This is a genomic window from Actinosynnema sp. NPDC020468 (assembly GCF_040642015.1).
In the GTDB taxonomy this organism is placed as follows: domain Bacteria; phylum Actinomycetota; class Actinomycetes; order Mycobacteriales; family Pseudonocardiaceae; genus Actinosynnema.
The window spans coordinates 207586-231079 of sequence record NZ_JBFAEO010000004.1 but is presented as its reverse complement, the minus strand read 5'-3'; the positions used below and the strand labels follow the sequence as shown (position 1 = coordinate 231079).

The 23494-nt window shown below is 73.2% G+C and carries 20 protein-coding genes; 17 read left to right on the top strand and 3 right to left on the bottom strand.

Annotated features, from left to right (window positions below; translation table 11 throughout):
- Positions 1-241 (bottom strand): hypothetical protein (locus AB0G50_RS05850; protein WP_360102710.1); only part of this gene is annotated, 241 nt, incomplete at its 3' end.
- A gap of 370 nt (positions 242-611) precedes the next feature.
- On the opposite strand from AB0G50_RS05850, the gene AB0G50_RS05845 reads away from it, so the two are divergent.
- The 13 genes from AB0G50_RS05845 to AB0G50_RS05785 all read left to right on the top strand — a co-directional run bounded on the left by AB0G50_RS05845 (position 612) and on the right by AB0G50_RS05785 (position 15769).
- On the top strand, positions 612-3002 hold the full coding sequence (locus AB0G50_RS05845; RefSeq protein ID WP_360102708.1) for a BTAD domain-containing putative transcriptional regulator: 2391 nt from the start codon (positions 612-614) through the stop codon (positions 3000-3002).
- Positions 3003-3093: 91 nt separating this feature from the next.
- Positions 3094-5829: a BTAD domain-containing putative transcriptional regulator gene (locus AB0G50_RS05840; protein ID WP_360102706.1), complete on the top strand. Its 2736-nt coding sequence runs from the start codon at positions 3094-3096 to the stop codon at positions 5827-5829.
- 80 nt (positions 5830-5909) lie between these two features.
- Complete coding sequence (locus AB0G50_RS05835; protein ID WP_360102704.1) at positions 5910-7700, top strand: type VII secretion-associated protein; 1791 nt, start codon at positions 5910-5912, stop codon at positions 7698-7700.
- Positions 7701-7712: 12 nt separating this feature from the next.
- A complete protein-coding gene (locus AB0G50_RS05830; protein WP_360102702.1) occupies positions 7713-8138 on the top strand; it encodes a hypothetical protein in 426 nt (141 codons plus the stop codon).
- Positions 8139-8274: 136 nt separating this feature from the next.
- Positions 8275-8598 carry a WXG100 family type VII secretion target gene (locus AB0G50_RS05825; protein WP_360102700.1) on the top strand — a complete coding sequence of 108 codons (324 nt, stop codon included), beginning with the start codon at positions 8275-8277 and terminating at the stop codon, positions 8596-8598.
- A gap of 70 nt (positions 8599-8668) precedes the next feature.
- Positions 8669-8959, top strand: a complete 291-nt coding sequence (locus AB0G50_RS05820; RefSeq protein WP_360102698.1) for a WXG100 family type VII secretion target — start codon at positions 8669-8671, stop codon at positions 8957-8959.
- A 327-nt stretch (positions 8960-9286) separates the two neighbouring features.
- On the top strand, positions 9287-9730 hold the full coding sequence (gene rplM, locus AB0G50_RS05815; RefSeq protein ID WP_360102696.1) for a 50S ribosomal protein L13: 444 nt from the start codon (positions 9287-9289) through the stop codon (positions 9728-9730).
- Positions 9727-10356 (top strand): 30S ribosomal protein S9, encoded by a 630-nt coding sequence (gene rpsI, locus AB0G50_RS05810; protein ID WP_360102694.1) that lies wholly within the window; start codon positions 9727-9729, stop codon positions 10354-10356. Before rplM ends, rpsI begins: the two co-directional genes overlap by 4 nt.
- A 104-nt stretch (positions 10357-10460) precedes the next feature.
- A complete protein-coding gene (gene glmM / locus AB0G50_RS05805) occupies positions 10461-11795 on the top strand; it encodes a phosphoglucosamine mutase (protein ID WP_360102692.1) in 1335 nt (444 codons plus the stop codon).
- Positions 11796-11836: 41 nt separating this feature from the next.
- The gene (locus AB0G50_RS05800) at positions 11837-12091 is read left to right on the top strand and encodes a hypothetical protein (protein WP_360102690.1); all 255 of its coding nucleotides are present in this window, start codon (positions 11837-11839) and stop codon (positions 12089-12091) included.
- A 155-nt stretch (positions 12092-12246) separates the two neighbouring features.
- Positions 12247-12549, top strand: coding sequence for a hypothetical protein (locus AB0G50_RS05795; RefSeq protein WP_360102688.1), 303 nt, complete (start codon positions 12247-12249; stop codon positions 12547-12549).
- The gene (locus AB0G50_RS05790) at positions 12549-15302 is read left to right on the top strand and encodes a hypothetical protein (RefSeq protein ID WP_360102686.1); all 2754 of its coding nucleotides are present in this window, start codon (positions 12549-12551) and stop codon (positions 15300-15302) included. The genes AB0G50_RS05795 and AB0G50_RS05790 overlap by 1 nt, the downstream gene beginning before the upstream one ends.
- Complete coding sequence (locus tag AB0G50_RS05785; protein WP_360102684.1) at positions 15299-15769, top strand: hypothetical protein; 471 nt, start codon at positions 15299-15301, stop codon at positions 15767-15769. Before AB0G50_RS05790 ends, AB0G50_RS05785 begins: the two co-directional genes overlap by 4 nt.
- Positions 15770-15803: 34 nt before the next feature.
- On the opposite strand, the gene AB0G50_RS05780 is transcribed toward AB0G50_RS05785, so the two are convergent.
- Positions 15804-17213 (bottom strand): NAD(P)H-hydrate dehydratase, encoded by a 1410-nt coding sequence (locus tag AB0G50_RS05780; RefSeq protein ID WP_360102682.1) that lies wholly within the window; start codon positions 17211-17213, stop codon positions 15804-15806.
- A 16-nt stretch (positions 17214-17229) separates the two neighbouring features.
- The gene (gene glmS / locus AB0G50_RS05775; RefSeq protein ID WP_360102680.1) at positions 17230-19092 is read right to left on the bottom strand and encodes a glutamine--fructose-6-phosphate transaminase (isomerizing); all 1863 of its coding nucleotides are present in this window, start codon (positions 19090-19092) and stop codon (positions 17230-17232) included.
- Between the two features lie 134 nt (positions 19093-19226).
- Between glmS and AB0G50_RS05770 the strand changes: the two genes are divergently transcribed.
- From AB0G50_RS05770 to tsaE, 4 genes are all read left to right on the top strand, one after another.
- Positions 19227-20048, top strand: coding sequence for an alpha/beta hydrolase (locus tag AB0G50_RS05770; RefSeq protein ID WP_360102678.1), 822 nt, complete (start codon positions 19227-19229; stop codon positions 20046-20048).
- 793 nt (positions 20049-20841) lie between these two features.
- Entirely contained in the window at positions 20842-21948 is a 1107-nt protein-coding gene (gene alr / locus AB0G50_RS05765; RefSeq protein ID WP_360102676.1) for an alanine racemase, read from the top strand.
- Positions 21945-23042: an alpha/beta hydrolase gene (locus tag AB0G50_RS05760; RefSeq protein WP_360102674.1), complete on the top strand. Its 1098-nt coding sequence runs from the start codon at positions 21945-21947 to the stop codon at positions 23040-23042. Before alr ends, AB0G50_RS05760 begins: the two co-directional genes overlap by 4 nt.
- Positions 23024-23491: a tRNA (adenosine(37)-N6)-threonylcarbamoyltransferase complex ATPase subunit type 1 TsaE gene (gene tsaE, locus AB0G50_RS05755; RefSeq protein ID WP_360102672.1), complete on the top strand. Its 468-nt coding sequence runs from the start codon at positions 23024-23026 to the stop codon at positions 23489-23491. The genes AB0G50_RS05760 and tsaE overlap by 19 nt, the downstream gene beginning before the upstream one ends.
- The last annotated feature ends 3 nt before the right edge of the window (positions 23492-23494 follow it).

Below are 23494 nucleotides of genomic sequence, written 5' to 3'. Positions count from 1 at the left end.
CGAAGCCGGTGTTCGGCGAGGTGGCCAGCGCCTCGGTCAAGGACATCTTGTCCTTGTAGGTGCCCGAGTTCCGGACCGTGTAGCCCTTGCTGCCGCCCTGGGGATCGGCGGGGCCTTCACGGCGCGGCGGTGGACGTCGGTACCCGGAGAGAGAGGTGGCGTCCGGCCGCGGGGTGTGGGCTTCCGGCCCGCGGACGTCCCGGCGGGGGAGCGCCGGGACGCCACGGGCCGTGGTGGTCACCGCGGGGCAACCGGGTTGGACCTCGACGCGCGCCCCCCTGACGTCGCGTCGACCCGGCCTCGCAGAACGGCTGTACCCCCCTTGGTCACCCACTGCCGTCCGACGAACCGCGGTGAACAAGACGGAACTCTGCACCCCGCGACTCACACTCCACTCACGCCGCACTCTCATTCCGTGCAACCGTTCGGGCCTGCCGCCGTTCGGACCAATCACCGCCGCGCGGGTGCCGTGCCGACGTCGCACACGAGCGTCACACTCTCCTCACTCGGCGTGATCCGCACGTAGACTGGCTCGCGGTCCTAGGGGGGAGGGGTATGTCCACCGGCGTGGCTGTTCCCCCGTCCGGCGTGGTGCCGCCCGGGGTGCGGGTGTGATCCGCTACAAGGTGCTGGGGCCGTTGGAAGTGTGGGACGGCACCGACCCGGTCCCGCTGCCCGCGGGCCGGTCCAGGGTGCTGCTCGCCACGTTGTTGTTGCGCGCCAACAGGTCCGTGTCGACCACCGAGCTGACCGAGCGCATCTGGGCCGACCCCGACCGCGCCAAGTCCGCGCTCCAGGTGGTGGTCACCCGGCTGCGCCGGGCACTGGGACCGCGCAACGCCGTGCGCACCACGTCCACCGGTTACCTGGTCGAGGTCGCGCCCGGCGAACTCGACCTCGACGTGTTCCGCGCGCACGCCGCCGCCGGCCGCAACGCCGAGGCGCTGCGGCTGTGGCGCGGCGCGCCGCTGGCCGACGTGCGGTCCGAGACGCTGCACCGCGAGGACGTCGCGCCGTTGGTCGAGGAGCACCTCGCGGTGCTGGAACGGCGCATCGACGAGGACCTCGCCGCCGGTCGGGCGGCGGAACTGGTCGCCGAGCTGGACGCGCTGACCGGCAGCCACCCGTTGCGCGAGCGGTTCTGGGCCCAGCTGATGCTCGCGCTGCACCGCTCGGACCGGCGGCCCGAGGCGCTCGAGGCCTACCACCTGGTCAGCCGCCGGCTCGCGGAGGAACTGGGCGTCGACCCGAGCCCGCGGCTGCGCGAGGCGCACCGGCGGGTGCTCGCGCCGCACCGGCTGCCGGACCCGCTGCCGACGTTCGTCGGGCGCGCGGCCGAGTCGGACCTGCTGGACGCGCACACCGCCGACGACGCCGCGGTGGTCGCGATCAGCGGCGCGGCGGGCGTCGGCAAGACCGCGCTCGCGCTGCGGTGGGCGCACGGCGCGGCGCACCGGTTCCCGGACGGCCTGCTGCACGTGGACCTGCGCGGGTTCGGCCCGACGCGCGACCCGGTGCCGCCGGAGGACGCGCTGCGCGGGTTCCTGGTCGCGCTGGGCGTGCCCGCGGCCCGGGTGCCGACCGGCGGCACCGACCTGACCGGCCTGTACCGGAGCGTGCTCGCGGACCGGAAGGTGTTGGTGCTGCTGGACAACGCCCGCGACGCCGACCAGGTGCGCCCGCTGCTGCCCAGCAGCGCGGGCTGCGTCGCGCTGGTCACCAGCCGGGTCACGCTGACCGGGCTGGTCGTGCACGAGGGCGCCCGTCCGCTGGCCCTGGACGGCCTGGAGGACGACGAGGCGGTGCGGTTGCTGGAGGCGCACCTGGGCGCGGACCGGGTGGCCGCCGAACCGGACGCGGTCGCCGAGCTGGTCCGGTTGTGCGCGGGCCTGCCGCCGGCGCTGGCCGCGGTCGCCGCGCGGGCCGCCGAGCGCGGACCGGCCGTCGTGGCCCGGGAACTGGCCGACGAGCGCACCCGCTGGGACGTGCTGGACACCGGCGACTCGGCCCGGCTGGAGGCGGTGTTCTCCTGGTCGTTCGAACGGCTCGGCGGCGCCGCGGCCCGGATGTTCGCCCTGCTGGGCAGGCACCCCGGCCCGGACGTGTCGGTCGCCGCGGCGGCGAGCCTCGCGGGTGTGCCCGAGCGCGACGCCCGGCGGGCGCTGGTCGAGCTGGCGGGCACCCACCTGGTCTCGGAGTGGGCGCCGGGCCGGTTCACGGTGTGCGGACTGCTGCACGCCTACGCGCGCGGGCTGCCGGCGACCGACGAGGAGGCCGCGCTGCACCGGTTGCTGGACCACTACGTGCACTCGGGCGCGGGCGGCGCGATCCCGGACGCGCCGCGACCCGGTGTCGTCGTGACCGGCCCGGCGGACATGGCCGAGGTGCCGGAATGGTTCGAGCGGGAGCGCGCGGTGCTCTGGGCGCTGGTGCCGCTGGCCTCGCGGCTCGGGTTCGACCGGCACGCCTGGCAGCTGTCGGCGGTGATCACCGCGTGCCGGCGGCTGCGCGGCGGCACACCCGACCCGGCGCCGTGCGACGGCCAGGCGGGCCGGCACCTGCTGCGCCGCCTGGCGGAGGCCCGCGACCCGGGCACGGCGGCCCGGCTGCACTACGAACTGGGCGTGCTGCACGAGTTCGCCGACCACGAGAGCGTGGCGCTGCACCACATGGGGCAGGCTCTCGCCCTGTACGAGGACGCGGGCGACGTGCGTGGACAGGCACGCGCCCTCAACTCGACCGGCTGGTTGCGCGCGCGACTCGGTCACCTGCGGGCCGCGCTCGCGGATTGCCGGCGCACCGTGCGGCTGTGCCGCCGACTGGAGGACCCGCTGGGTGAAGCCCTGGCCTTGGACAGCCTCGGCTACATCCACCAGCGGCTCGGCGACGACGCCGAGGCGGAGCGCTGTCACGGCGAGTCGGCGGCGCTGCACCGCGCCCACGGCGACACCGTGCCGCGGCTGCCGGGTCCGGGCGACGGGAGGCTTCGGGTCGGTTCGTGACCGGCCGGTGCGAGTGAGGAGGGCCGGGTCGACGACGAGCGGTGGGCCACCGCGGACGGGCGGCCCGACGGTAGGTCGGAAGGGGGAGCGGATGACGGCCGAGTTCAAGGTGCTCGGTCCCCTGGAGGTGCGCTACCAGGGTGGACCGATCGCGACGCCCGCGGGCAAGGTGCGGGTGCTGCTGGCCGCGTTGTTGCTGCGCGCGAACCGCGTGGTGACCGCGGACGAGCTGGTGGAGCTGCTGTGGGAGGACGGGTCGCTGACACCCGCCCGCGCCCGCGCCACGTTGCACATGGTGGTGACCCGGTTGCGGCGCGCGCTGGGACCGGCGAACGTGGTGCGGACCGCGACCGGCGGCTACGTGGCGGACGTGCCGCCGGACGCGCTGGACCTGCACCGGTTCCGGGCGCTGGCGGCCGACGGCAGGCACGCCGAGGCGCTGGAGCTGTGGCGCGGCGAGCCGCTCGCGGACGTGCCGTCCGACGCGCTGCACCTGGCCGAGGTCGGGCCCCTGCTGGAGGAGCGGCTGGCCGTGCTGGAGCTGCGGGTGGACGCGGACCTCGCGGCCGGCCGGGCGCACGAGCTGGTGGCCGAGCTGCGCGCGTTGACCGGCAGGCACCCGCTGCGCGAGCGGTTCTGGGCGCAGCTGATGCTCGCGCTGTACCGGTCGGACCGGCAGGCCGAGGCGCTGGCCGCGTACCGGACCGCGCGCGACCACCTGGTCCGCGAGCTGGGCGTGGAACCCGGGCCGCGGCTCCAGGAGCTGCACGAGCACATCCTGATCGCGTCGCCGGAACCCGCGCCCGCGCGGGCCGAGACGGTGATCACCACGACGCCGCACCTGCTGCCCGCGCGCAGCCCGCACTTCGTCGGCCGGGTCGAGGAGCTGGCCAGGCTGGCCGAGCTGGCCGAGCGGCAGTCGGGCGTGGTGACGATCGGCGGGACGGCGGGCGTCGGCAAGACCACGCTGGCGGTGTTCTGGGCCAACCAGGTGGCCGAGCGGTTCCCCGACGGTCAGCTGTACCTGAACCTGCGCGGGTTCGACCCGACCGGCGAGCCGGTGAAGCCCGCCGAGGCGATCCGCAGCGTGCTGGACGCGTTCGGCGTGGCGCCGCAGGACATCCCGACCGCGCTGGACGGCCAGGTCGTGCTCTACCGGTCCGTGCTGGCGAACCGGCGGCTGCTGCTGGTGCTGGACAACGCCCGCGACGCCGAGCAGGTCCGGCCGCTGCTGCCGGGCGACTCGCCGTGCTTCGTGGTGGTCACGAGCCGGGACCGGCTGGCGGGTCTGGTCGCGAACGAGGGCGCGAGCCCGGTGACGCTGGACCTGTTCAGCCCGGAGGAGGGCCGGTCGCTGCTGGTGCGCAGGCTCGGCGCGAGTCGGGTGCGCGAGGACGAGGAGGCCGCGCTCGAGCTGGTGCACCGGTGCGCGGGCCTGCCGCTGGCGCTGGCCATCGTGGCGGCCCGCGCGGTGATCAACCCGCACTTCCCGCTGCGGGTGATGGCCGACGAGCTCGCGGGCGAGCACCACCGGTTGGACTACCTGGACGCGGGCGACCCGGACGCGAGCGTGCGGACCGTGTTCTCCTGGTCCTACCGGCACCTGAGCCCACCGGCGGCCCGGTTGTTCCGCCTGGTCGGCCGACATCCGTGCGTGCACATCTCGGTGCCGGCGGCGGTCGCGCTGGCGGGCGCGCCGGTCGGGCCGACCCGCGAGGCGATCGGCGAGCTGATGCGCGCCCACCTGCTGTTCGAGCACCTGCCCGGCCGGTACTCGACCTACGACCTGCTGCGCTGGTACGCGGCCGAGCGCTCGGCGGCCGAGGACTCCGAGGCGGACCGGGCGGCGGCCGTCGAACGGGTGCTGAGCTGGTACCTGCACACCGGCTACCAGGCGAAGACCCGGATGACCACCGACCACGTGCCGCCCCGGGTCGAGCCCGCGCCCTCCGTGCGGCCCGCGACCTTCACCTCGTTCGAGCACGCGTGCGACTGGTTCGAGGCCGAGTACTCGAACTTCTGCGTGATGGCGGGCGAGGCGTTCGCGACCAGGCGGTGGAACTACCTGCCGACCATGGGCACGGTGTCCTGGAACTTCCTCAACATGCGCTCGTACTGGCCGGAGATCCTCGGGCTCGGCGAGATGGGCCTGGTCGGCGCGCGCGAGCTGGGCGACCGGCTGGCGGAGGCCGACACCCTGGTGAACCTCGCCGCGGTGTGCGGCCGGATGGGCCGGTTCGAGGACTCGATCTCCTACGGGCGGCGCGCGCTGGAGGTGGCCGAGCCGATCAACAGCGACCGCAACATGCGCAAGGCGTTGAACAACCTGGGCATGGCCTACACCGCGATCGGCCGCAACGACGAGGCGATCGGGTGCCTGCTGCGGGCGCTGGAGATCTGCCACGCCCAGGAGGGCCGCCCGGGCGAGGCGATCCTGCTCGACACGCTCGCCACGATCTACCGCGCGCACGGCGAGCTGGCCCGCGCGCTGACGTGCCTCGACCAGGCGCTGCGGCTGAACCTGCGCGCGGACGACCGCTACTCGGCGGGCATCAACCTGGCCAACCTCGGCCTGATCCACCAGGAGCTGGGCGCGCCCGAGGCCGCCGCGTCCGCGCTGGAGCAGGCCCTCGACCACAGCCGCGCGGTGGCGGACCGGCACAACCAGGCGGTGGCGCTGTCCCGGCTGGGCGACGTCCGGCACGAGTTGGGCGACGTCGAGGAGGCCCGCCGCTGCTGGCGCGACGCGCTGGACATCTTCAAGGAGCTGAACGCGCCGGAGATGCGCGCGGTCGGCGACCGGCTGCTCGCGCGGGCGGGCGCCTGACGCCGTCCGGGCTGACGGCTGTCGGAGGTGTCGGGTATGCATGTGCGGTCAGCCGAGCGCGGCGGACGGGGGAGGCGCGGATGACCTTGCACGTGGCGGTGGACTTCGGCACGTCCAGCACCTGCGTCGCGGTCTCGGTCGACGGCCGCGAGCCGCAGGTCGTCGTGGTGGACGGGCAGCCGATCGTCCCGTCGGCCGTGTACGCCGCCGCCGACGGCACGCTGTTCGTCGGCCAGGAGGCCGAGCGCCAGGCCGCCGTCGACCCGTCCCGCTACGAGCCGCACCCGAAGCGCCGGGTGGACGAGGGCGAACTGCTGCTGGGCTCGTCGGTGGTGCCGGTCGTGGACGTGGTGCGCGGCGTGCTGCGCCGGGTCGTGGACGAGGCGCGGCGGGTCGCGGGCGGCGCCCGGGTCGACCTGCTCGTGCTCACCCACCCGGCCGACTGGGGCGCGATCCGCACCCGCGTGCTGCTGCACGCCGCCCGCGGCCTCGGCCAGGACATCCGGTTGGTGCCCGAGCCGGTCGCCGCGGCGGTGTTCCACTCGGCCACCCACGCGCTGCCCGACGGAGCCGCGCTCGCCGTGCTCGACCTGGGCGGCGGCACGGTCGACGCGAGCGTGGTGGCCCGCCAGGGCACCGGGTTCCGGGTGCTCGCGACCAAGGGCGACCCGGGTTTCGGCGGCGTCGACGTGGACCAGGCGCTGCTCGAGCACATCGGCTCACTGGTCGCGCCCGGTGACCCGGACGGGTGGCGGCAGCTGGTCGAGGGTCGGGAGATGGCCGACCGGCGGCGCCGCCGGATGCTGCGCCAGGACGTGCGCGGCGCGAAGGAGACGTTGTCCCGGCACGCCTACACCGACGTGCCGCTGCCACCGCCGTTCGCCGACGCGCACGTGACGCGGGTCGACCTGGAGCGCCTGGTCACCGCGCCGCTGACCAGGGCGGCCGGGCTGGTGGTCGACGTGGTGCGGGACGCGGGCCTGCACCCGCGCGGGCTGGCCGGTGTCTTCCTGGTCGGCGGTTCGAGCCGGATCCCGCTGGTGGGCAGGCTGGTGCTGGAGCAGTCGGGTGTGGTGCCGACGAGCATCGACCAGCCGCAGACGGTGGTCGCGCGCGGCGCGTTGCGCGCGGTGCAGGCCGACCCGCTGCGCACCGGCTCGCTGCCGCCGGGCACCGGCGACGTGACGGTGAAGATCACCGACGACAGCACCCGCAAGCTGACCCGCAAGATCACCGCCACCGCGCCGCAGCCGGTCGTCCGGCAGCCGCCGCCCCACTTCCCGCCGCACCAGCCACCGCCGCCCACCCCGCCGCCGACCCGCCGGTCCCGCACGCCGTGGCTGGTGGTCGGCGCGGTGGCGCTGGTGGTCGTGGTCGGCGGTTCGGTGGCGCTCGCGCTCTCCCGCGACGAGAGCGGCGACCCGGTGCCGTCCGCGCCGCAGGGCAAGGCGGTCGCGCAGTACGACTACAGCTTCACCGCGCCGCCGGGCTGGCAGCAGTCCGGCGGCGACGCGGCGACCCGCAAGGTCCAGCTGAAGCCGGACGACCCGCCGTCGCCGACGGACCTGATCGCGGTGCAGGAGCAGAAGCTGACCTACGACGCGACGGCCGACCGCGCGAAGGCGGAGTCCGAGCTGCGCACCGCCTACGACCAGGGCCGCGGCCTGTCCGACTTCGACCCGGCCGCGGACTTCGCCGGCAAGCGCGTCGTCCACTACGTTGAGCGGACCGCTTCGGCGACCATCGACTGGTACGTGCTGTTCCAGGGCCGAGTGCAGGTCAGCGTCGGGTGCCAGTACCCCGGCGACGGCCGTGACCGGGTCCGCGCGGCGTGCGAGCAGGTCGTGGGCACCCTGACCGTCACGAGCTGAACCAGGAGCGACATGAGCGGCGTCCCGGACGCCTTCGCGGGCTTCCGCACGGCCGTCGAGGCCGCCGTCACGAGGGGGCGGCGCGCGGCCGACGCGGCGGGTGCCGGCGTGGCCGCCCAGCGCGCCGCGAACCGGGCGCTGGCGGACCGGGCCAAGGCCGGCCGGGTGTCGCCGCGCGAGGGTCACGAGGCCACCTCGGCGGACGTCCGGAGGGTCGCCGCGGGGTTCCGCGGTCATCGCGGGCTGCCGGTCGGGCAATTGCCTTCGGGAACGGAACTGCTGTCCGCCGAAGAATCGCAAGTGCGAACGGACGCGAATGCAAATTCGACACCACCGGCACCGGTCGGCGGTTCCCGTGCACCGATCGGCCCGAGTGGTCAACTTCCTCCCGAAACCGGCGATGACGAGGACTTTTCGCAAGCGCGAATCCTGTACTGAGCGCGTTCGCGTTTACTAGCGCAACGACTTGGGAAGAAGTCGCGACAACGGGGAACCGGACGTGGCAGGGTCTGCGTCGGAAGTGGCGTACCGAGTGAAACGGGTACGACCATCACTGACGAAGGGGGTTCTCCCAATGGCTGGTAGCGGTTACGGCACCGGGACTCAGGAGCTCGTCACGGCTGCTCAGGACATCGTGAGCACCGACGACACCGTCCAGGGCATCCTGCGCAGCCTGCGCAGCACCGTCGACACCGTCGGCGCTTCGTGGAAGGGCGAGGCGTCGACCGCCTTCACCAACCTGATCGCGCGCTTCGACGACGACGCCCGGAAGCTGCAGGAGGCCCTGCGGGCCATCGCGGAGCAGATGAGCGGCAGCGCCGACATCTACCGCCGCCAGGAAGAGGAGCAGAACCAGTCGATGAGCGGCCTGCTGGGCCGGCTGTCCGGCGGTTTCTGATCCCTCCGACCGGTTCGCCGGTCGTGCCTCACCCACCCGCACAGGTTTCTGACTTCCGAAGGGGAGAAAAATGAACGACGGTCGTATCGAAGTCAACTTCGCCGAACTCGGCAACGCCGGTTCCGACATCTCCGGCCAGGCCAAGCAGGTCGAGCAGGCCCTCGAGGACCTGAAGACCCGCCTCGCGCCGGTCATCGCCCAGTGGCAGGGTTCGTCCTCCGAGGCGTACCAGGAGGCCCAGAACAAGTGGAACACCTCCGCCGCCGACCTCCAGTCGGTGCTGGCCTCCATCGGTGTCGCCGTCGCCCAGGCGACCGACGCCTACCAGCAGGCGGAGAGCACCAACTCGGCGCGCTGGTAACCCACGCACCACCCTCGGACCCCGGTGCCCGCCCAGGGCGTCGGGGTCCGAGCGCGTCACCGTCCGCCCCGAGCCCTCCGGCGTGCCCGAATCGTCCGTTACCGCGGTCGTGCGGGTGCCCTGTAGCACGGATCGCGGCGGACCTCCCGAGCCGTTAGCGGGGGGCGTTTTGACCCGGTCGGCACCCGACCGGTATCTTCCTACGTTGTTGTGCGGTACATCGGCGCACTCGCGTGCCCCGTGTTCTGGTCCACCTGCCCACCTGGGGTCTAAGGCCTGAGCAGCCGCCGCAATGACCCCAGACGCAAGTGACGACGAGGTAGACCCGTGCGCACGTACAGCCCGAAGCCCGGCGAGGTGACCCGAGCCTGGCACGTGATCGACGCCCAGGACGTGGTGCTCGGTCGGCTCGCCACCCAGGCCGCGACGCTGCTGCGCGGCAAGCACAAGCCGACTTACGCCCCGCACGTCGACACCGGTGACTTCGTCATCGTGGTCAACGCGGACAAGGTGGCGTTGACCGGCAACAAGCGTGACCAGGAGTTCGTGTACCGGCACTCGGGCCACCCGGGCGGTCTGCGCCAGCAGTCGTTCGGCGAGGTTCTGGACACCCGGGCCGACCGGCTCGTCGAGAAGGCCATCAAGGGCATGCTGCCCAAGAACCGCCTCGGCCGCGCCATCGCCGGCAAGCTCAAGGTCTACACGGGCCCGAACCACCCGCACGCTGCGCAGCAGCCGCAGCCGTTCGAGATCAAGAAGGTCGCCCAGTGACCGAGCAGCACACCGAGGACATCGACGTGACGACCCCCGAGGTCGACGTGGACGAGGCCACTGAGGCCGAGGCCGCCGTCGACACCCCCGAAGACACCGCCACCGAGGTCGAGGCCACCGAGGCCGCCGACGTCGAGGCCGACTCCGAGGAGGCGGTCTCCGAGGAGTCCGACTCCGACGAGGCCGGCGACGAGGAGGCGGAAGCCGCTCCGGTCGTCCGCCACCAGCTCAACGGCGCGCACCACCTGGCGCAGACCGTCGGCCGCCGCAAGGAGGCCATCGTCCGCGTGCGCCTGCTGCCCGGCACCGGCAAGTTCACCCTGAACGGGAAGACGCTCGAGGCGTACTTCCCGAACAAGGTGCACCAGCAGCTGATCCGCGAGCCGCTGGTGACGACCGAGAAGCCCGAGACGTTCGACGTCATCGCGAACCTGCGCGGCGGCGGCACGACCGGCCAGGCCGGCGCGCTGCGCCTCGCGATCGCGCGTGCGCTGATCGCCGTGGACTCCGAGGACCGCCCGGTGCTGAAGAAGGCCGGCTTCCTCACCCGTGACCCCCGGGTCAAGGAGCGCAAGAAGTACGGTCTGAAGAAGGCCCGCAAGGCGCCTCAGTACAGCAAGCGCTGACCCCACCGGGTCCAGCGACACTGCGGGAGCAGCCAGTTCCTCACCGAACTGCTGCTCCCGCTGTGCTTTCCGCCCGAAGATGTGTGGTTGATCACGGAGGACGCATGGCTCGGCTGTTCGGCACCGACGGCGTACGCGGACTCGCGAACGCGAACCTGACCCCGGAACTCGCCCTGTCGATCGCCGCCTCGGCGGCCCGGGTCCTGGCCGAACACGACCGCTCGCACCGACCCGTCGCCGTCGTCGGCCGGGACCCGAGGGCGAGCGGCGAAATGCTGGAAGCCGCCGTGGTGGCGGGTCTCACGTCCGCCGGCGCCGACGTGCTGCGCGCGGGCGTGCTGCCGACACCCGCCGTCGCGCACCTGGTCGCCGCGCTGGGCGCCGACGTGGGCGTGATGATCTCCGCCTCGCACAACCCCATGCCCGACAACGGGATCAAGCTCTTCGCCGCCGGCGGCCACAAGCTGCCGGACGCGGTCGAGGACGAGATCGAGCAGAAGATGGCCGAGCCGGGCCACCGCCCCACGGGCGCGGGCATCGGCCGGGTGCGCGACGTCGAGGACGCCGAGGCCCGCTACGTCGCGCACCTGCTCGACGTGACGCCGCACCGCCTGGACGGCGTGAAGGTGGTCGTGGACTGCGCGAACGGCGCCGCCTCGATCGCCGCGCCGGACGTCTACCGGCGCGCGGGCGCCGAGGTGATCGCGATCCACGCGGACCCGGACGGCCTGAACATCAACGACGGCTGCGGCTCGACGCACCTGGACCTGGTGCGCGCCGCGGTCCTGGAGCACGGCGCGGACCTGGGCATCGCGCACGACGGCGACGCCGACCGCTGCCTGGCCGTCGACGCCGAGGGCAACGAGGTCGACGGCGACCAGATCATGGCCGTGATCGCGCTGGCCATGAAGGACGCGGGCGAGCTGACCGAGGGCACCCTGGTCGCCACCGTGATGAGCAACCTGGGTCTGCACCTGGCCATGCGCGAGCACGGCATCACCCTGCGCACGACGTCGGTCGGCGACCGGTACGTGCTGGAGGAGCTGCGGGCCGGCGGGTACGCGCTGGGCGGCGAGCAGTCCGGTCACGTGGTGCTGCCCGCGCACGCCACCACCGGCGACGGCCTGCTGACGGCGTTGCGCCTGATGTCGCGGATGGCCGAGACGGGCCGGTCGCTCGGCGAGCTGGCGGGCGTGATGCGCCGGTTGCCGCAGGTGCTGCTGAACGTCGTGGTCGCGGACAAGGCGGCGGTCGCGACGGCGAGCGCGGTGAACGACGCGGTGGCCTCGGTCACCGAGGAGCTGGGCGACACCGGCCGCGTGCTGCTGCGCCCGTCGGGCACCGAGCAGCTGGTCCGCGTGATGGTGGAGGCGCCGACCCACGAGATCGCGGAGTCCGCCGCGCAGCGCCTCGCGGGTGTGGTTTCCTCGGTGCACTGAGCGCCGCCCGTGCGGCGTCCACACCGAGGGGGCTCGCGCAGATGGGTGGTTTGGGCTACATCCCGCTGGCCGCGATCGTGTTGGTGATCGCGGCCGTCGTGGTGCTCGTCGTCGTGCTGGTGAAGAAGAGCCGCAAGGCCGCGCCGCCGACCGTTCCGCCGGGCCAGTACCCGCCGCCGGGCCAGTACCCCCAGGGCCAGTACCCGCCGAACCCCGGTCAATTCCCCCGGGGCCAGTTCCCGCCCGGGCCGCCCCCTGGCCAGTACCCGCCGCAGGGTCCGCCGCCGCGGCCGTGAGGCCACCCGTTTACACCTGCAAGGACCAGCCCGGAAAGCCCCGCCGGTGACTCCCCGGAGTGTCACGATGGGAACCACGAACTCCGGCGTTGCGTCGTACGGGTGAGTCGTTGGCAGGGTCGTGGCCGTCGAGCCACGGAGGGGAGTGGGGCACCGTGGCCGGTTACGGCACCAGCACCGAGGCGATGCGGAAAGCGGCGAAAGCCATTTCCGACGCCGCGAAGGACACCGCCGACGACACCAAGAAGGTCGGCACCACGGAAACGATCGCCCGTGATTTCGGCGAGGCCCACCAACAGCACTTCGAGAAGTACAAGGCGGGAATCGACAACTTCGCCAAGGGGATCACGAACATGGTGAGCACCCTCGGCGCGTTCTCCGGGAAGATCGCGTCCGGCGCGGCGACCTACGCCGACAACGAGTCGGCGAACGCCTCCAACCTGGGGAGCCAGTACTGATGGCCGAGCCCACCTGGAACGACGTCAAGGCCGTCCTGGACGACCCGAACGTGTCGGAGGACAAGAAGAAGGCGTTGATGCACGCCTACGTCTCCGACACGCCGCCGTGGAGCATCCCCGACGAGGCCGACTCCTACAAGGACCGCTACGACACGTCGAGCTGGAGCGACTGGGGCGACTACGCCTCCGGTGACGACGGTCTGAAGAACCGGTTCGAGGAGGCCAAGTCCGAGGGCGACTCGAAGAGCTACAACACCCGCGAGCAGACCAAGGCCGTCGACGCGGGCAAGCAGTCGCTCGACGGCAAGCAGGCCCCGAACGCGGCCGGCACCGGCGTGAAGCTGTCGGACGAGCTGTTCGACGCGGGCAAGGCCGGTCTCGCGGTGTTCGAGAAGTTCCTGCCGATCTGGAACAAGCGGCCGGGCGACTGCATCGGCACCACCAAGAACCTCGACTACGGCAACGACATCGAGAAGCCGTACAACGAGCAGCGCGGCATCAACTTCCACAAGCTGCTGATGGAGGCCGACGAGTTCAGCGCGGCCAAGTCCCGCATCGACGAGATGAAGACGACCGTCGACGGCGACCTGAAGTCGCTCTACGGCGAGTGGGAGGGCAAGGCCGCCACCGCCTCGTACGACCACTACAGCGGCAAGATCGCGCCCAAGGTCGGTGAGCTGGCCGACGGCATCCAGGGTGCCGCCGACCTGTCCCGGACCGCGGTGAGCGGCGTCTACCAGCTGTGCAAGAGCAAGGCCGACGAGGTCCTGGAGATGTACCGGGAGCAGATCGGGCAGGCGGACACCTACATGGCCGACAAGGTCGTGACGTTCGCGCAGGGTCAGGGCGACATCGGCAAGGACCAGGTCCGGGAGATCGCCGGTTGGGTCGACTCGAAAACCGGCAGCAACATCGCCGAGCGGCTCAACGACGACGACTGCGGCCTGAACGACGAGAACAAGCAGTACGCGATCGACCAGTGCAAGAAGTGGATCCAGCAGTCGTTCAACACCGAGTTCTGGGGCCTGTACCAGCAGTTCAAGTCGTGCAACGAGGAGACGAAGACCTCCGTCGACGCGAAGTGGGACACCCTCGCGGGGTACATGTCCGGCTTCGAGAACCCGTTCCCGGCCGCGGCGGCCGAGGAGAAGCCCGGTGACGGGAACGGCAACGGCAACGGCAACGGGAATGGGAACGGCAACGGCAACGGGACGGGCACCGGTGGCGGTGGCGGCTCGACCGGTGGCGGTGGCTCGACCGGCGGTGGCGGTTCCGCGGGTGGCGGCGGCTCGACGCCGTCGGTCCCGGAGATGCCGAAGCCGGAGAACCCGCTGGACAAGGACGGCGACGGCAAGCCCGACGTGCCCGGCGACACGGACGGTGACGGCAAGCCGGACGACCTGGACGGCGACGGGAAGCCCGACGACACCGGCGGCAAGCCCGACGGGGTGAAGGGCGACAAGGGCGACGAGGAGCCCGAGTCCGTCACCATCAAGAGCGGCGACAACTCGATCAAGGTCACCGAGCCGGACGCGAACGGCCACGTGAAGATCACCGTGGACACGCCGCAGAGCCCGCCGAAGACCTACGACGTCGACTTCAGCAAGAACCCCGACGCGCTCAAGGCGTTGACCGCGCAGAACGGGTTGCAGAACCTGGCGTCGTCGGTCGCGGCCGGCACCTCGGGCACGCCGACCGCCGGCACGGGCACCGGCACCGGTTCGGCCGGCGCGCCGGGCGGCGACGGCGGCGCGATCCCGATCGAGGCGGGTGCGGACGGCAAGGCGCTGATCGAGATCGACGGCTTGTCGATCACCGCCGCGGTCGACCCGCTGACCGGCGAGATCGGCCTGACCGTGGACGACGGCGACGGCACGCCCGAGCAGTACGGCGTGGAGTTCGGCGAGGACAAGGCGGACCAGACCGACACCTCCGGGTCCACCAAGGACGAACCGCGCGCACAGCCGTACGAGAACCAGGGCCGCCCGCTCGTCGGCGACGTCCCGACGGGCGTCGCGGGCACCGACTTCGGCTCCTCCGACTTCGGCCCCTCCGGCTCCGACGGTGCGGGTGCCGCGGTCGGCGGCTCGTCCGGCGACACGTTCGGCTCGGGCTTCGGCTCCGACGCCGCGGGTGTCCCGGCGGCCGAGGGCTCCGGGTTCGGCGGGTCGTCCGGCGCGTCGTACAGCACGATGCCCGCGTTCGACCAGGGCTTCGCGGGCGGTCCGGCGGACTCCGGCGCCGCCGCCTACGCGCCGGACGGGTCCGGTTGGAGCGAACCCGCGCACGCCTCGCACGACGGCGGTTTCGGGCACGGCGGCTCCGGGCACGGCGGCTCCGAGGGCACGACCAGCACGTCCGGCGTGTCGATCACCGGCTCCGGGTCGAGCGGCTTCAACGGCGCGGACTCGGTGTTGGGCGGCGACTCCTCGCACGGTTCGGACCGCACGTGGAGCACGCCGGACTCGGCGGACCAGGGTTTGGCGGACACCAACGCCTCGCAGGCGGGCCAGGCCGGTCAGGCCACGCTGCCGACCATGCAGGAAGCCCACCACGACCAGGGCGGCTCGGCCGTCGGCGGGGGCATGATGGGTGGCGGGATGATGGGCGGCGGAACGCCGGGCGGCGGTCAGCAGGGTGGCGGCGAGGACGCGCAGCGCAGCCCGAGCCAGTGGCGGCAGACCGGGTCGCTCTTCGACGACGACGTGAGCCTGAGCCGGGTGCAGGGTTTGCTGGGTGAGGAGCGCAGATGAGCACGGCAGCGGAGCGGCTGGCGGCGGCGAAGGACCGCATGGACCAGATCTCCCGCGAGCACGCGGACCGTCGTGAGCTGCGGGAACGGCGGTCACGCGAAGCACGCGAGTCCGCCGCGTCCAACCTCGCCAAGCAGGGTCAGCTCGCGGACAAGACCATCGAGCGCCTCCAGGAGATGGGCAAGCGCCAGAAGGCCGCCGGCGGCTGGAACACCTCGGCCGCCACCGAGAAGAAGGCCGTCGAGTACCGCTTCGGTGCGGACGACGAGGACCAGCCCTACGAGTCCGCGCCACCGCCCGCCCAGCCCTGGGCCCAACCGGCGCCCGCGCAGCCGTCGTGGTCCACCCCGCCGACCACCCCGCTCCCGGCCCAACCCGCACCGCCGCCGCCCCCGCCGCGCGCTCCGCGTCGGGCACCGCGGGTGGACGAGGACGACGATTTCGGCAGCCAGACCTGGCTGACCTAGGCCCGCGGGTGGACGACTAGGGCACCCGGCCGATCTAGTCCGCGCCGTCCGGTCCGAGCGGTCGGCGGGCGCGGCGGATGGTGTCCGGGATCGCGGCCAGCAGGGCCGACGCCGGGATCGGGGCGCCGTTCGCCGCGGTGGCGGCCGATTCCGAGTGCAGGCGCGCGGCGGCCGCGGCCGCGACGGCCGGCGGGAGACCCGCGGCCAGGAGCGCGCCCAGGACGCCGGAGAGGACGTCGCCGGAGCCCGCGGTCGCGGCCCACGAGGAGCCCGCGCGGTTCACGTGGGTGGTGCCGTCGGGCGCGGCGACGACCGTGGTGTTGCCCTTCAGCAGCACGACCGCGTCGAAGCGGGTCGCGGCGCGGTGGGCGGCGGCCACCCGGTCGGTGCCCACGGGTCCCGCCAGGCGTGCGAACTCCCGGTCGTGCGGGGTCAGCACCACCGGGGTCGACGGGTCGCGCGCGTCCCACAGCGCCGGGGTGTTCGCGAGCATCGTCACCGCGTCGGCGTCCACGCACACCGGGACCCCGGCCTCCAGCACGGTCCGCAGCACGGCCTCCGCGCTCGACCCGGTGCCCATCCCGGGCCCGACCACCCACGCCTGCACCCGGCCGGCGTCGGTGATCGAGCCGGTGCAGATCGCCTCCGGCCACCGCCCGCGGACCAGGTCCGCCGCCGAACCCGCGTACCGCACCATGCCCGACGTGGCCAGCAGCGCGGCGCCGGTCGACAGCACGGCCGCGCCCGGGTAGGTCGCCGAGCCGGCCGCCACGCCCGTCACGCCCTGGGTGTACTTGTCCGACGTCGCGCCGGGCACCGGCCACAGCCTCCCGACGTCGGTCAGCGACAGCTCCACCAGGTCCGGCGGCGGCAGCGGCAGGCCGATGTCGACCACCCGCACGTCACCGCAGTCGGCCAGCGCGTGCACCGGTTTGAGCCCGCCGAACGTCACCGTCCACGACGCCCGCACGTGCGGCCCGGAGATCGCGCCGGTGTCCGGGTCCACGCCGCTGGGCGAGTCCACGGCCAGCACCGGCGCGTCCAGCGCGGCCACGTGCGCCGCCGCGACCTCGCGCAACGGCCCGCGCCCGGACAACCCGACGATGCCGTCCACCACCAGGTCCACCGGCGGCAGCGCCGGCACCACGCGTCCGCCCGCCCGGCGGAACGCGGCCAACCCCGAGGCGTGCGCGCGGTCCGGGGTCAGCAGCACCGCGAACACCCGGATCCCGCGCCGGCGCAGGTAGTACCCGGCCCACAGGGCGTCGCCGCCGTTGCCGCCCGCGCCCACCAGCAACCCGACCCGACGACGCCCGGCCAGCACCTCGGCCGCCACCGCGGCGACCCCGTACGCGGCACGGCGCATCAGCGCGTCCGGCCGGGTCACCGCCAGCGCCCGTGCCTCGGCCTCCCGCACGTGCGCCGTCGTCCACAGACCTCTCATGGAGGTCCAGCCTGCCCTACTCGACGGTGACGGACTTGGCGAGGTTGCGGGGCTTGTCGACGTCGTAGCCGCGCGTCTTCGCGATCTCCGCGGCGAGCACCTGGAGCGGCACCGTGGACACCAGCGGCTGGAGCAGCGTGGACACCGCCGGCACCTCGATGAGGTGGTCCGCGAACGGCCGCACCGTCTCGTCGCCCTCCTCCGCGATCACGATCGTCCGCGCGCCGCGGGCCTGGATCTCGGAGATGTTCGACACCAGCTTCGAGTGCAGCACCGCCCGGCCCTTGGGCGAGGGCATCACCACGACCACCGGCAGCCCGGGCTCGATCAGCGCGATCGGACCGTGCTTCAGCTCGCCCGCCGCGAAGCCCTCCGCGTGCATGTACGCGAGTTCCTTCAGCTTCAGCGCGCCCTCCAGCGCCACCGGGTAGCCCACGTGCCGGCCCAGGAACAGCACCGCCTTGGAGTCGGCCAGCTCGCGGCCGAGCGCGCGGACCTGCTCGGTGGTGCCGAGCACCCGTTCCACGGCCGCCGGCATGGCCTCCAGCTCGTGGAACTCGCGGGCGACCTCGTCCGGGTACTTGGTGCCGCGCGCCTGCGCGAGGGCCAGCCCGACCAGGTAGTTCGCCGCGATCTGGGCCAGGAACGCCTTGGTGGAGGCGACCCCGATCTCCGGACCGGCGTGCGTGTAGAGCACGGCGTCGGACTCGCGCGGGATCTGCGCGCCGTTGGTGTTGCACACGGCCAGCACGCGGGCCTTCTGCTCGCGGGCGTGCCGGACGGCCTCCAGCGTGTCGGCCGTCTCGCCGGACTGGGACACGGCGACGACCAGCGTGTCGCGGTCCAGCACCGGGTCGCGGTAGCGGAACTCGGAGGCCAGTTCGACCTCGACGGGCAGCCGGGTCCAGTGCTCGATGGCGTACTTCGCGACCAGGCCCGAGTGGTAGGCCGAGCCGCAGGCGACGACGAAGACCTTGTCCACGTCGCGCAGGTCCTGGTCGGAGAGCCGCTGCTCGTCCAGCACGATCCGGCCGTCGGCGAAGTGGCCGCGCAGGGTGTTCGCGAGCGCCTCGGGCTGCTCCTCGATCTCCTTGAGCATGAAGAACTCGTGGCCGCCCTTCTCGGCGGCCGACAGGTCCCAGTTCACCGTGAACGGCTTGGCCTCGGCGGGCTCGCCGTGGAAGTCGGTGACGGTGTAGCCGGCGCGGTCGATGATCACGACCTGGTCCTGGCCGAGTTCGACGGCCTCGCGGGTGTGCTCGATGAACGCGGACACGTCGGAGGCGACGAACGTCTCACCCTCGCCGACGCCGACGACCAGCGGGGAGGAGCGGCGGGCGGCGACCACCTGGTGCGGCTCGTCGGCGTGCGTCACGACGAGGGTGAAGGCGCCTTCGAGGCGGCGGGCGACGGTGCGGACGCTCGCGGGCAGGTCGCCCTTGGTGTCGCCCTCGGTGTAGGCCAGGGAGATCAGGTGCGCGGCGGTCTCGCTGTCGGTGTCGCTGGCCATCTCGATGCCGAGGGCTTCGAGTTCGGCGCGCAGCGCGGCGAAGTTCTCGATGATCCCGTTGTGCACCACGGCGACCCGGCCCGAGACGTCGCGGTGGGGGTGCGAGTTGCGGTCGATCGGCGCGCCGTGGGTGGCCCACCGGGTGTGGCCCATGCCCGCCGTGCCGGTGAAGTGGTCGCGACCCACCTCGTCCAGCAGCGCCTCCAGGTTGCCGAGCCGGCCCGCCTTGCGCTCGACGGCCAGGCCGCCCTCGCCGTCGAGCACCGCGACGCCCGCCGAGTCGTAGCCCCGGTACTCCAGCCGTCGCAAACCGTCCAGGACGACGTCGAGCGCCGACCGGTGTCCCACGTATCCCACGATTCCGCACACGCCGGACACTGTAGCCAGACCAAGTGTGTCACCCGAAAGGGCCACTTCAGGTCGTTTGGCCTGGTCAGGGGCGTTATTGGTGTAGACCAATCGGGGCGTGCGCGGGTGGTCCTCGATCGACTACCGTTGCGCCGGTGAGCGGCTACTCGGCGAAGCAGGTCCTCGACCGGCTCAGCAGGCCCGGCCCGCACCCGGTGCTGCGCGGCGACCTGGCCCTCGTCGGCCTGCCGGGGTTGGTGTACACCCCGGAGGAGGGGCTCGGCCTGCCCGCGGTGGCGTTCGGCCACGGTTGGCTCCAGCCGGTGACCCGGTACCGGGCGTTGCTGCGCCACCTGGCCTCGTGGGGCGTCGTGGCGGCGGCGCCGGGCACCCAGCGCGGCCCGCTCATGTCGGCCCGACTCCTGGCCGCGAACCTCTCCACGACGTTGGACGTGTGCACCGGCGTGCGGCTGGGCACCGGTGGCATCAGCGTCGACGCGTCGAGGCTGGCCGTGGCCGGTCACTCGATGGGCGGCGGCGCGGCGGTGCTCGCGGCGTCGACCGACGAGAGGGTGCGCGCCGTGGTCACCCTGGCCGCCACCGAAACCCGCCCGTCCGCCCTGGACGCGGCTCGCGAGGTGACCGTGCCGGGCCTGCACCTGGCCGCCGCCGAGGACCGCATCGCCCCACCGGTCGGCCACGCGACGGCGATCGCGGAGGCCTGGGCCGGCCCGGTTCAGCTGCGCCTGCTGCCGAAAACCAGCCACCTGGGCTTCGCCGAGGGCAGGCACTGGAGCGAACTCCTCCTGGACGGCAAGGGCGAGCGCGCGGCGCAGAAGCTGTCGAAGGCCCTGGTCACGGCCTTCCTCCTGCGCACCCTCACCAAGGACAAGCGCTGGGACGCCCTCCTCGAGGAAGACCTGAAATCGGCCACCCTCCTCTTCCACCGCGCCGCCCACCCAACCCCCACCACCTGACCCCGTCGGGGCCGCACCCATTCCGGCCACCCCGGCCCACCCCTGCCCCAGGCCGCACCCACGGGCCACTCCGACCCCACCCCAGAGCCGCGCCCGTCCAGGGGACCGCCAGCCTCGGACCGCACCCGCTCCGAATCCCACCCCGAGCCGCGCCGGTCCATGACCCACCAGTCTCGGACCGCCCCGCTCCAGGGCCGTCCACCCAGGTCGCACCCACCGCCGCGCCTGCTCCGGGTCCATTCGCCCGAACCGCGCCTGCCCGGTCCGCCTCCGCGCCGGGTTCGTTCACCCAAGCCGCGCCTGCTCCCGACCGAGCCCACCTCACGCCACGCCCGCTCCGAACCACGCCCGCTCCGCGCCTGCCCCGGCGCCACCCGCCTCGGGTCGCACCTGCCTCACGCCGCGCCCGCCCCGGACCACTCCAGGCCTCACCCGCTCAGACCTCACTCGCCCTCCGGTGTCACCCCGCCCTGGGGCGCACTCGCCCTGGGGCGCACCCGCTCCGGCCCGCGTTCCCCAACCCCCGTCACCGCGAGGGTCGAGCCCGGCATGCGTGCCTCTTGTTGCAACGTAGGATTGTTCAACGATGCGGTTGTTGAACAATCCTACGCCCGCCGTGAGTCGATCTCAGTGTTGAGTCAGGGGATTGTTGAACAATTCTACCTCGCCCGGTACAGCTAGGTCTGTTGATTTGTTGGATTGTTGAACGATTCTACGTTAGGTGGATCCTACGGAGTGCGGCAGGCACCGCCGACCGGGTGAAAGTCGGTGTTGTGTCACCATGAACAGCGATATGGCTGCTGCTCAGACCCGGGCCGAGGTGGTGGTCGACCTCGGCGACCTTCGGCACAACGTGGCGTTGCTCGACCGGATGGCTTCGGCCGCTGCCGTCATGGCCGTGGTGAAGGCCGACGGGTACGGGCACGGCGCGGTCGCCGTGGCGCGGGCCGCGGTCGAGGGCGGGGCCGCGTGGTTGGGGTCCTGTTCGCTCGCCGAGGCCCTCGTCCTGCGGGACGCCGGGATCACCGCACCCGTGCTCGCCTGGCTCGACCCCGCCGGCACCGACTACGCGCCGGGCGTCGACGCGGGCGTCGACCTGTCCGTCTCCTCCCTCCGCCGCCTGACCGAGGTCCGCGCCGGCGCGCGCGCCGCCAAGGCCACCGCCCGCGTCCACCTCAAGATCGACACCGGCCTGTCCCGCAACGGCTGCCCGAAGGACGACTGGGAGGCCCTGGTCCGGGCCGCCGCGAGCGCACCCGAGGTCGAGGTGGTCGCCGTCTGGTCCCACCTCGCCGTCGCCGACGAACCGGGCCACCCCGCCACCGACCTCCAGGCCGAGCGCTTCGACGACGCCTACCGCGTCGCCCTGGCGCACGGCCTCGACCCGCTGCGCCACCTGGCCAACTCCGCCGCCACCCTCACCCGCCCCGACCTGCACTTCGACCTCGTCCGCCCCGGCATCGCCGTCTACGGCCTGAACCCCGTCCACACCGAGGTCGACCTCCGCCCCGTCATGACCTTCCGGTCCGCGGTGGCGCTGGTGAAACGGGTCCCCGCGGGCGAGGCCGTCTCGTACGGTTTGACCTGGACCACAAAATCCGCGACGACGTTGGCGCTGGTGCCGGTGGGGTATGCCGACGGTGTGCCGCGCGCCCTGTCCAACCGCGCGCACGTGTGGCTGGCGGGCAAACGCCGCCCGGTCGTCGGCCGGGTGTGCATGGACCAGGTCGTGGTCGACTGCGGCGACGACGAGGTGGCGGAGGGGGACGAGGTCGTGATGTTCGGCTCGGGTGCGCACGGCGGCCCCACGGCGCGGGAGTGGGCCGACCTCGTCGGCACGATCGACTACGAGATCGTCACCGGCATGTGCCGACCGCGCGTGCAGCGGACCTACGTGTGAACCCCGTCTGGAAGACCGTCGGCTGGGTCGGCGGCCTCCTCGGCGCGGCGGCGACCGGTGTCGCGGTCGGTGTCGCGGCCAACCAGAAGAAGGTCTCCAACGACCGCCGCGCGGACGACCCGCTCGCCGACGAGCCGCTCGGAAAACTGGTCCCCACCAGGGAGTCCACGGTCGCGGCCGACGACGGCGTCCCGCTCAGCGTCGAGGAGGTCGACCCGGAGGACGGCACCGCCGAGCTGACCGTCGTCCTCGTGCACGGCTTCGCCCTGGACCGCCGCTGCTGGCACTTCCAGCGCCGCGACCTGGCGAGGCTCACCGACCCGCCGGTCCGCCAGGTCCTCTACGACCAGCGCGGCCACGGTCGTTCGGGCCGGGGCGCGGCGAGGAACAGCACCATCGACCAGTGCGCCCGGGACCTGGACGAGGTGCTGCGCGCGGTGGCGCCGAAGGGTCCGCTGGTCCTGGTCGGCCACTCCATGGGCGGCATGACGATCATGGCGCTGGCCGAGCAGCAGCCGGACCTGTTCGCCCGACGGGTGCGCGGCGTCGCGCTGGTGGGCACGGCGGCGGGCGCGGTCGGCGGCGCGGGGCTGCCGAAGTCGGTGCTGTCCCGGTACAACCCGGTCACCCTGGGCGTCGGCCGGCTCGCGGGCCTGCAACCGGGCCTGGTCGAGTGGGTCCGCCGGCACGCCACGACGCTCACCTGGAGCGGCATCCGGACGTTGGCGTTCGGCGACCACCGGGTCAGCACGTCGCTGGTGGACCTGATGGACCGGATGATCGGCGGCACCACGGTCCAGGTGCTCACCGACTTCCTGGAAACCCTCGGCACGCACAACCGCTACAAGGCCCTCGCCGGCCTGAAGCACTGCGAGGTGCTGATCATCGGGGGCGACGCGGACAAGCTCACCCCGTTCTCGCACGCCGAGCGGATGGCCGAGGAGATGCCGCACGGCGAGTTGGTGCGCGTCGGCGGCGCGGGGCACATGGTCATGCTGGAACAGCCGGAACCGGTCACCGAGCACCTGGTGGGTCTGGTCCGGCGCAGTGTCGAACAGGTCGAAGGCAGGCGGCGGTGGTGGCGACGAGCGTGACCCTCCCGGGCGTGGAGGACACCGAGGACTTCGGGCGCAGGCTGGGCGGGCTGGTGACCGGCGGCGACCTGCTGCTGCTCGCCGGGCCCCTGGGCGCGGGCAAGACGGCGCTGGTGCGCGGACTCGCGGCGGGGCTGGGCGTGGCGGGTCGGGTCAGCTCGCCCACGTTCGTGATCGCCCGGGTGCACGACCCGGCGCCGGGCGGGCGCGGCGTGCCGCTGGTGCACGTCGACGCCTACCGGCTGGGCGGTGACCTCGAGGAGTTGGACGACCTCGACCTGGACACCGACCTCGTGGACGCCGTGGTCGCGGTCGAGTGGGGCGAGGGCGTGGCCGAGCGGCTGTCCGAGGACCACCTGCTGATCCGGTTGGAACGCCGCGACGACGACGTGCGGATCGCCCACCTGCACCCGCACGGCTCGTGGGCCGACCGGCCGCTGCCGGTGTGAGCG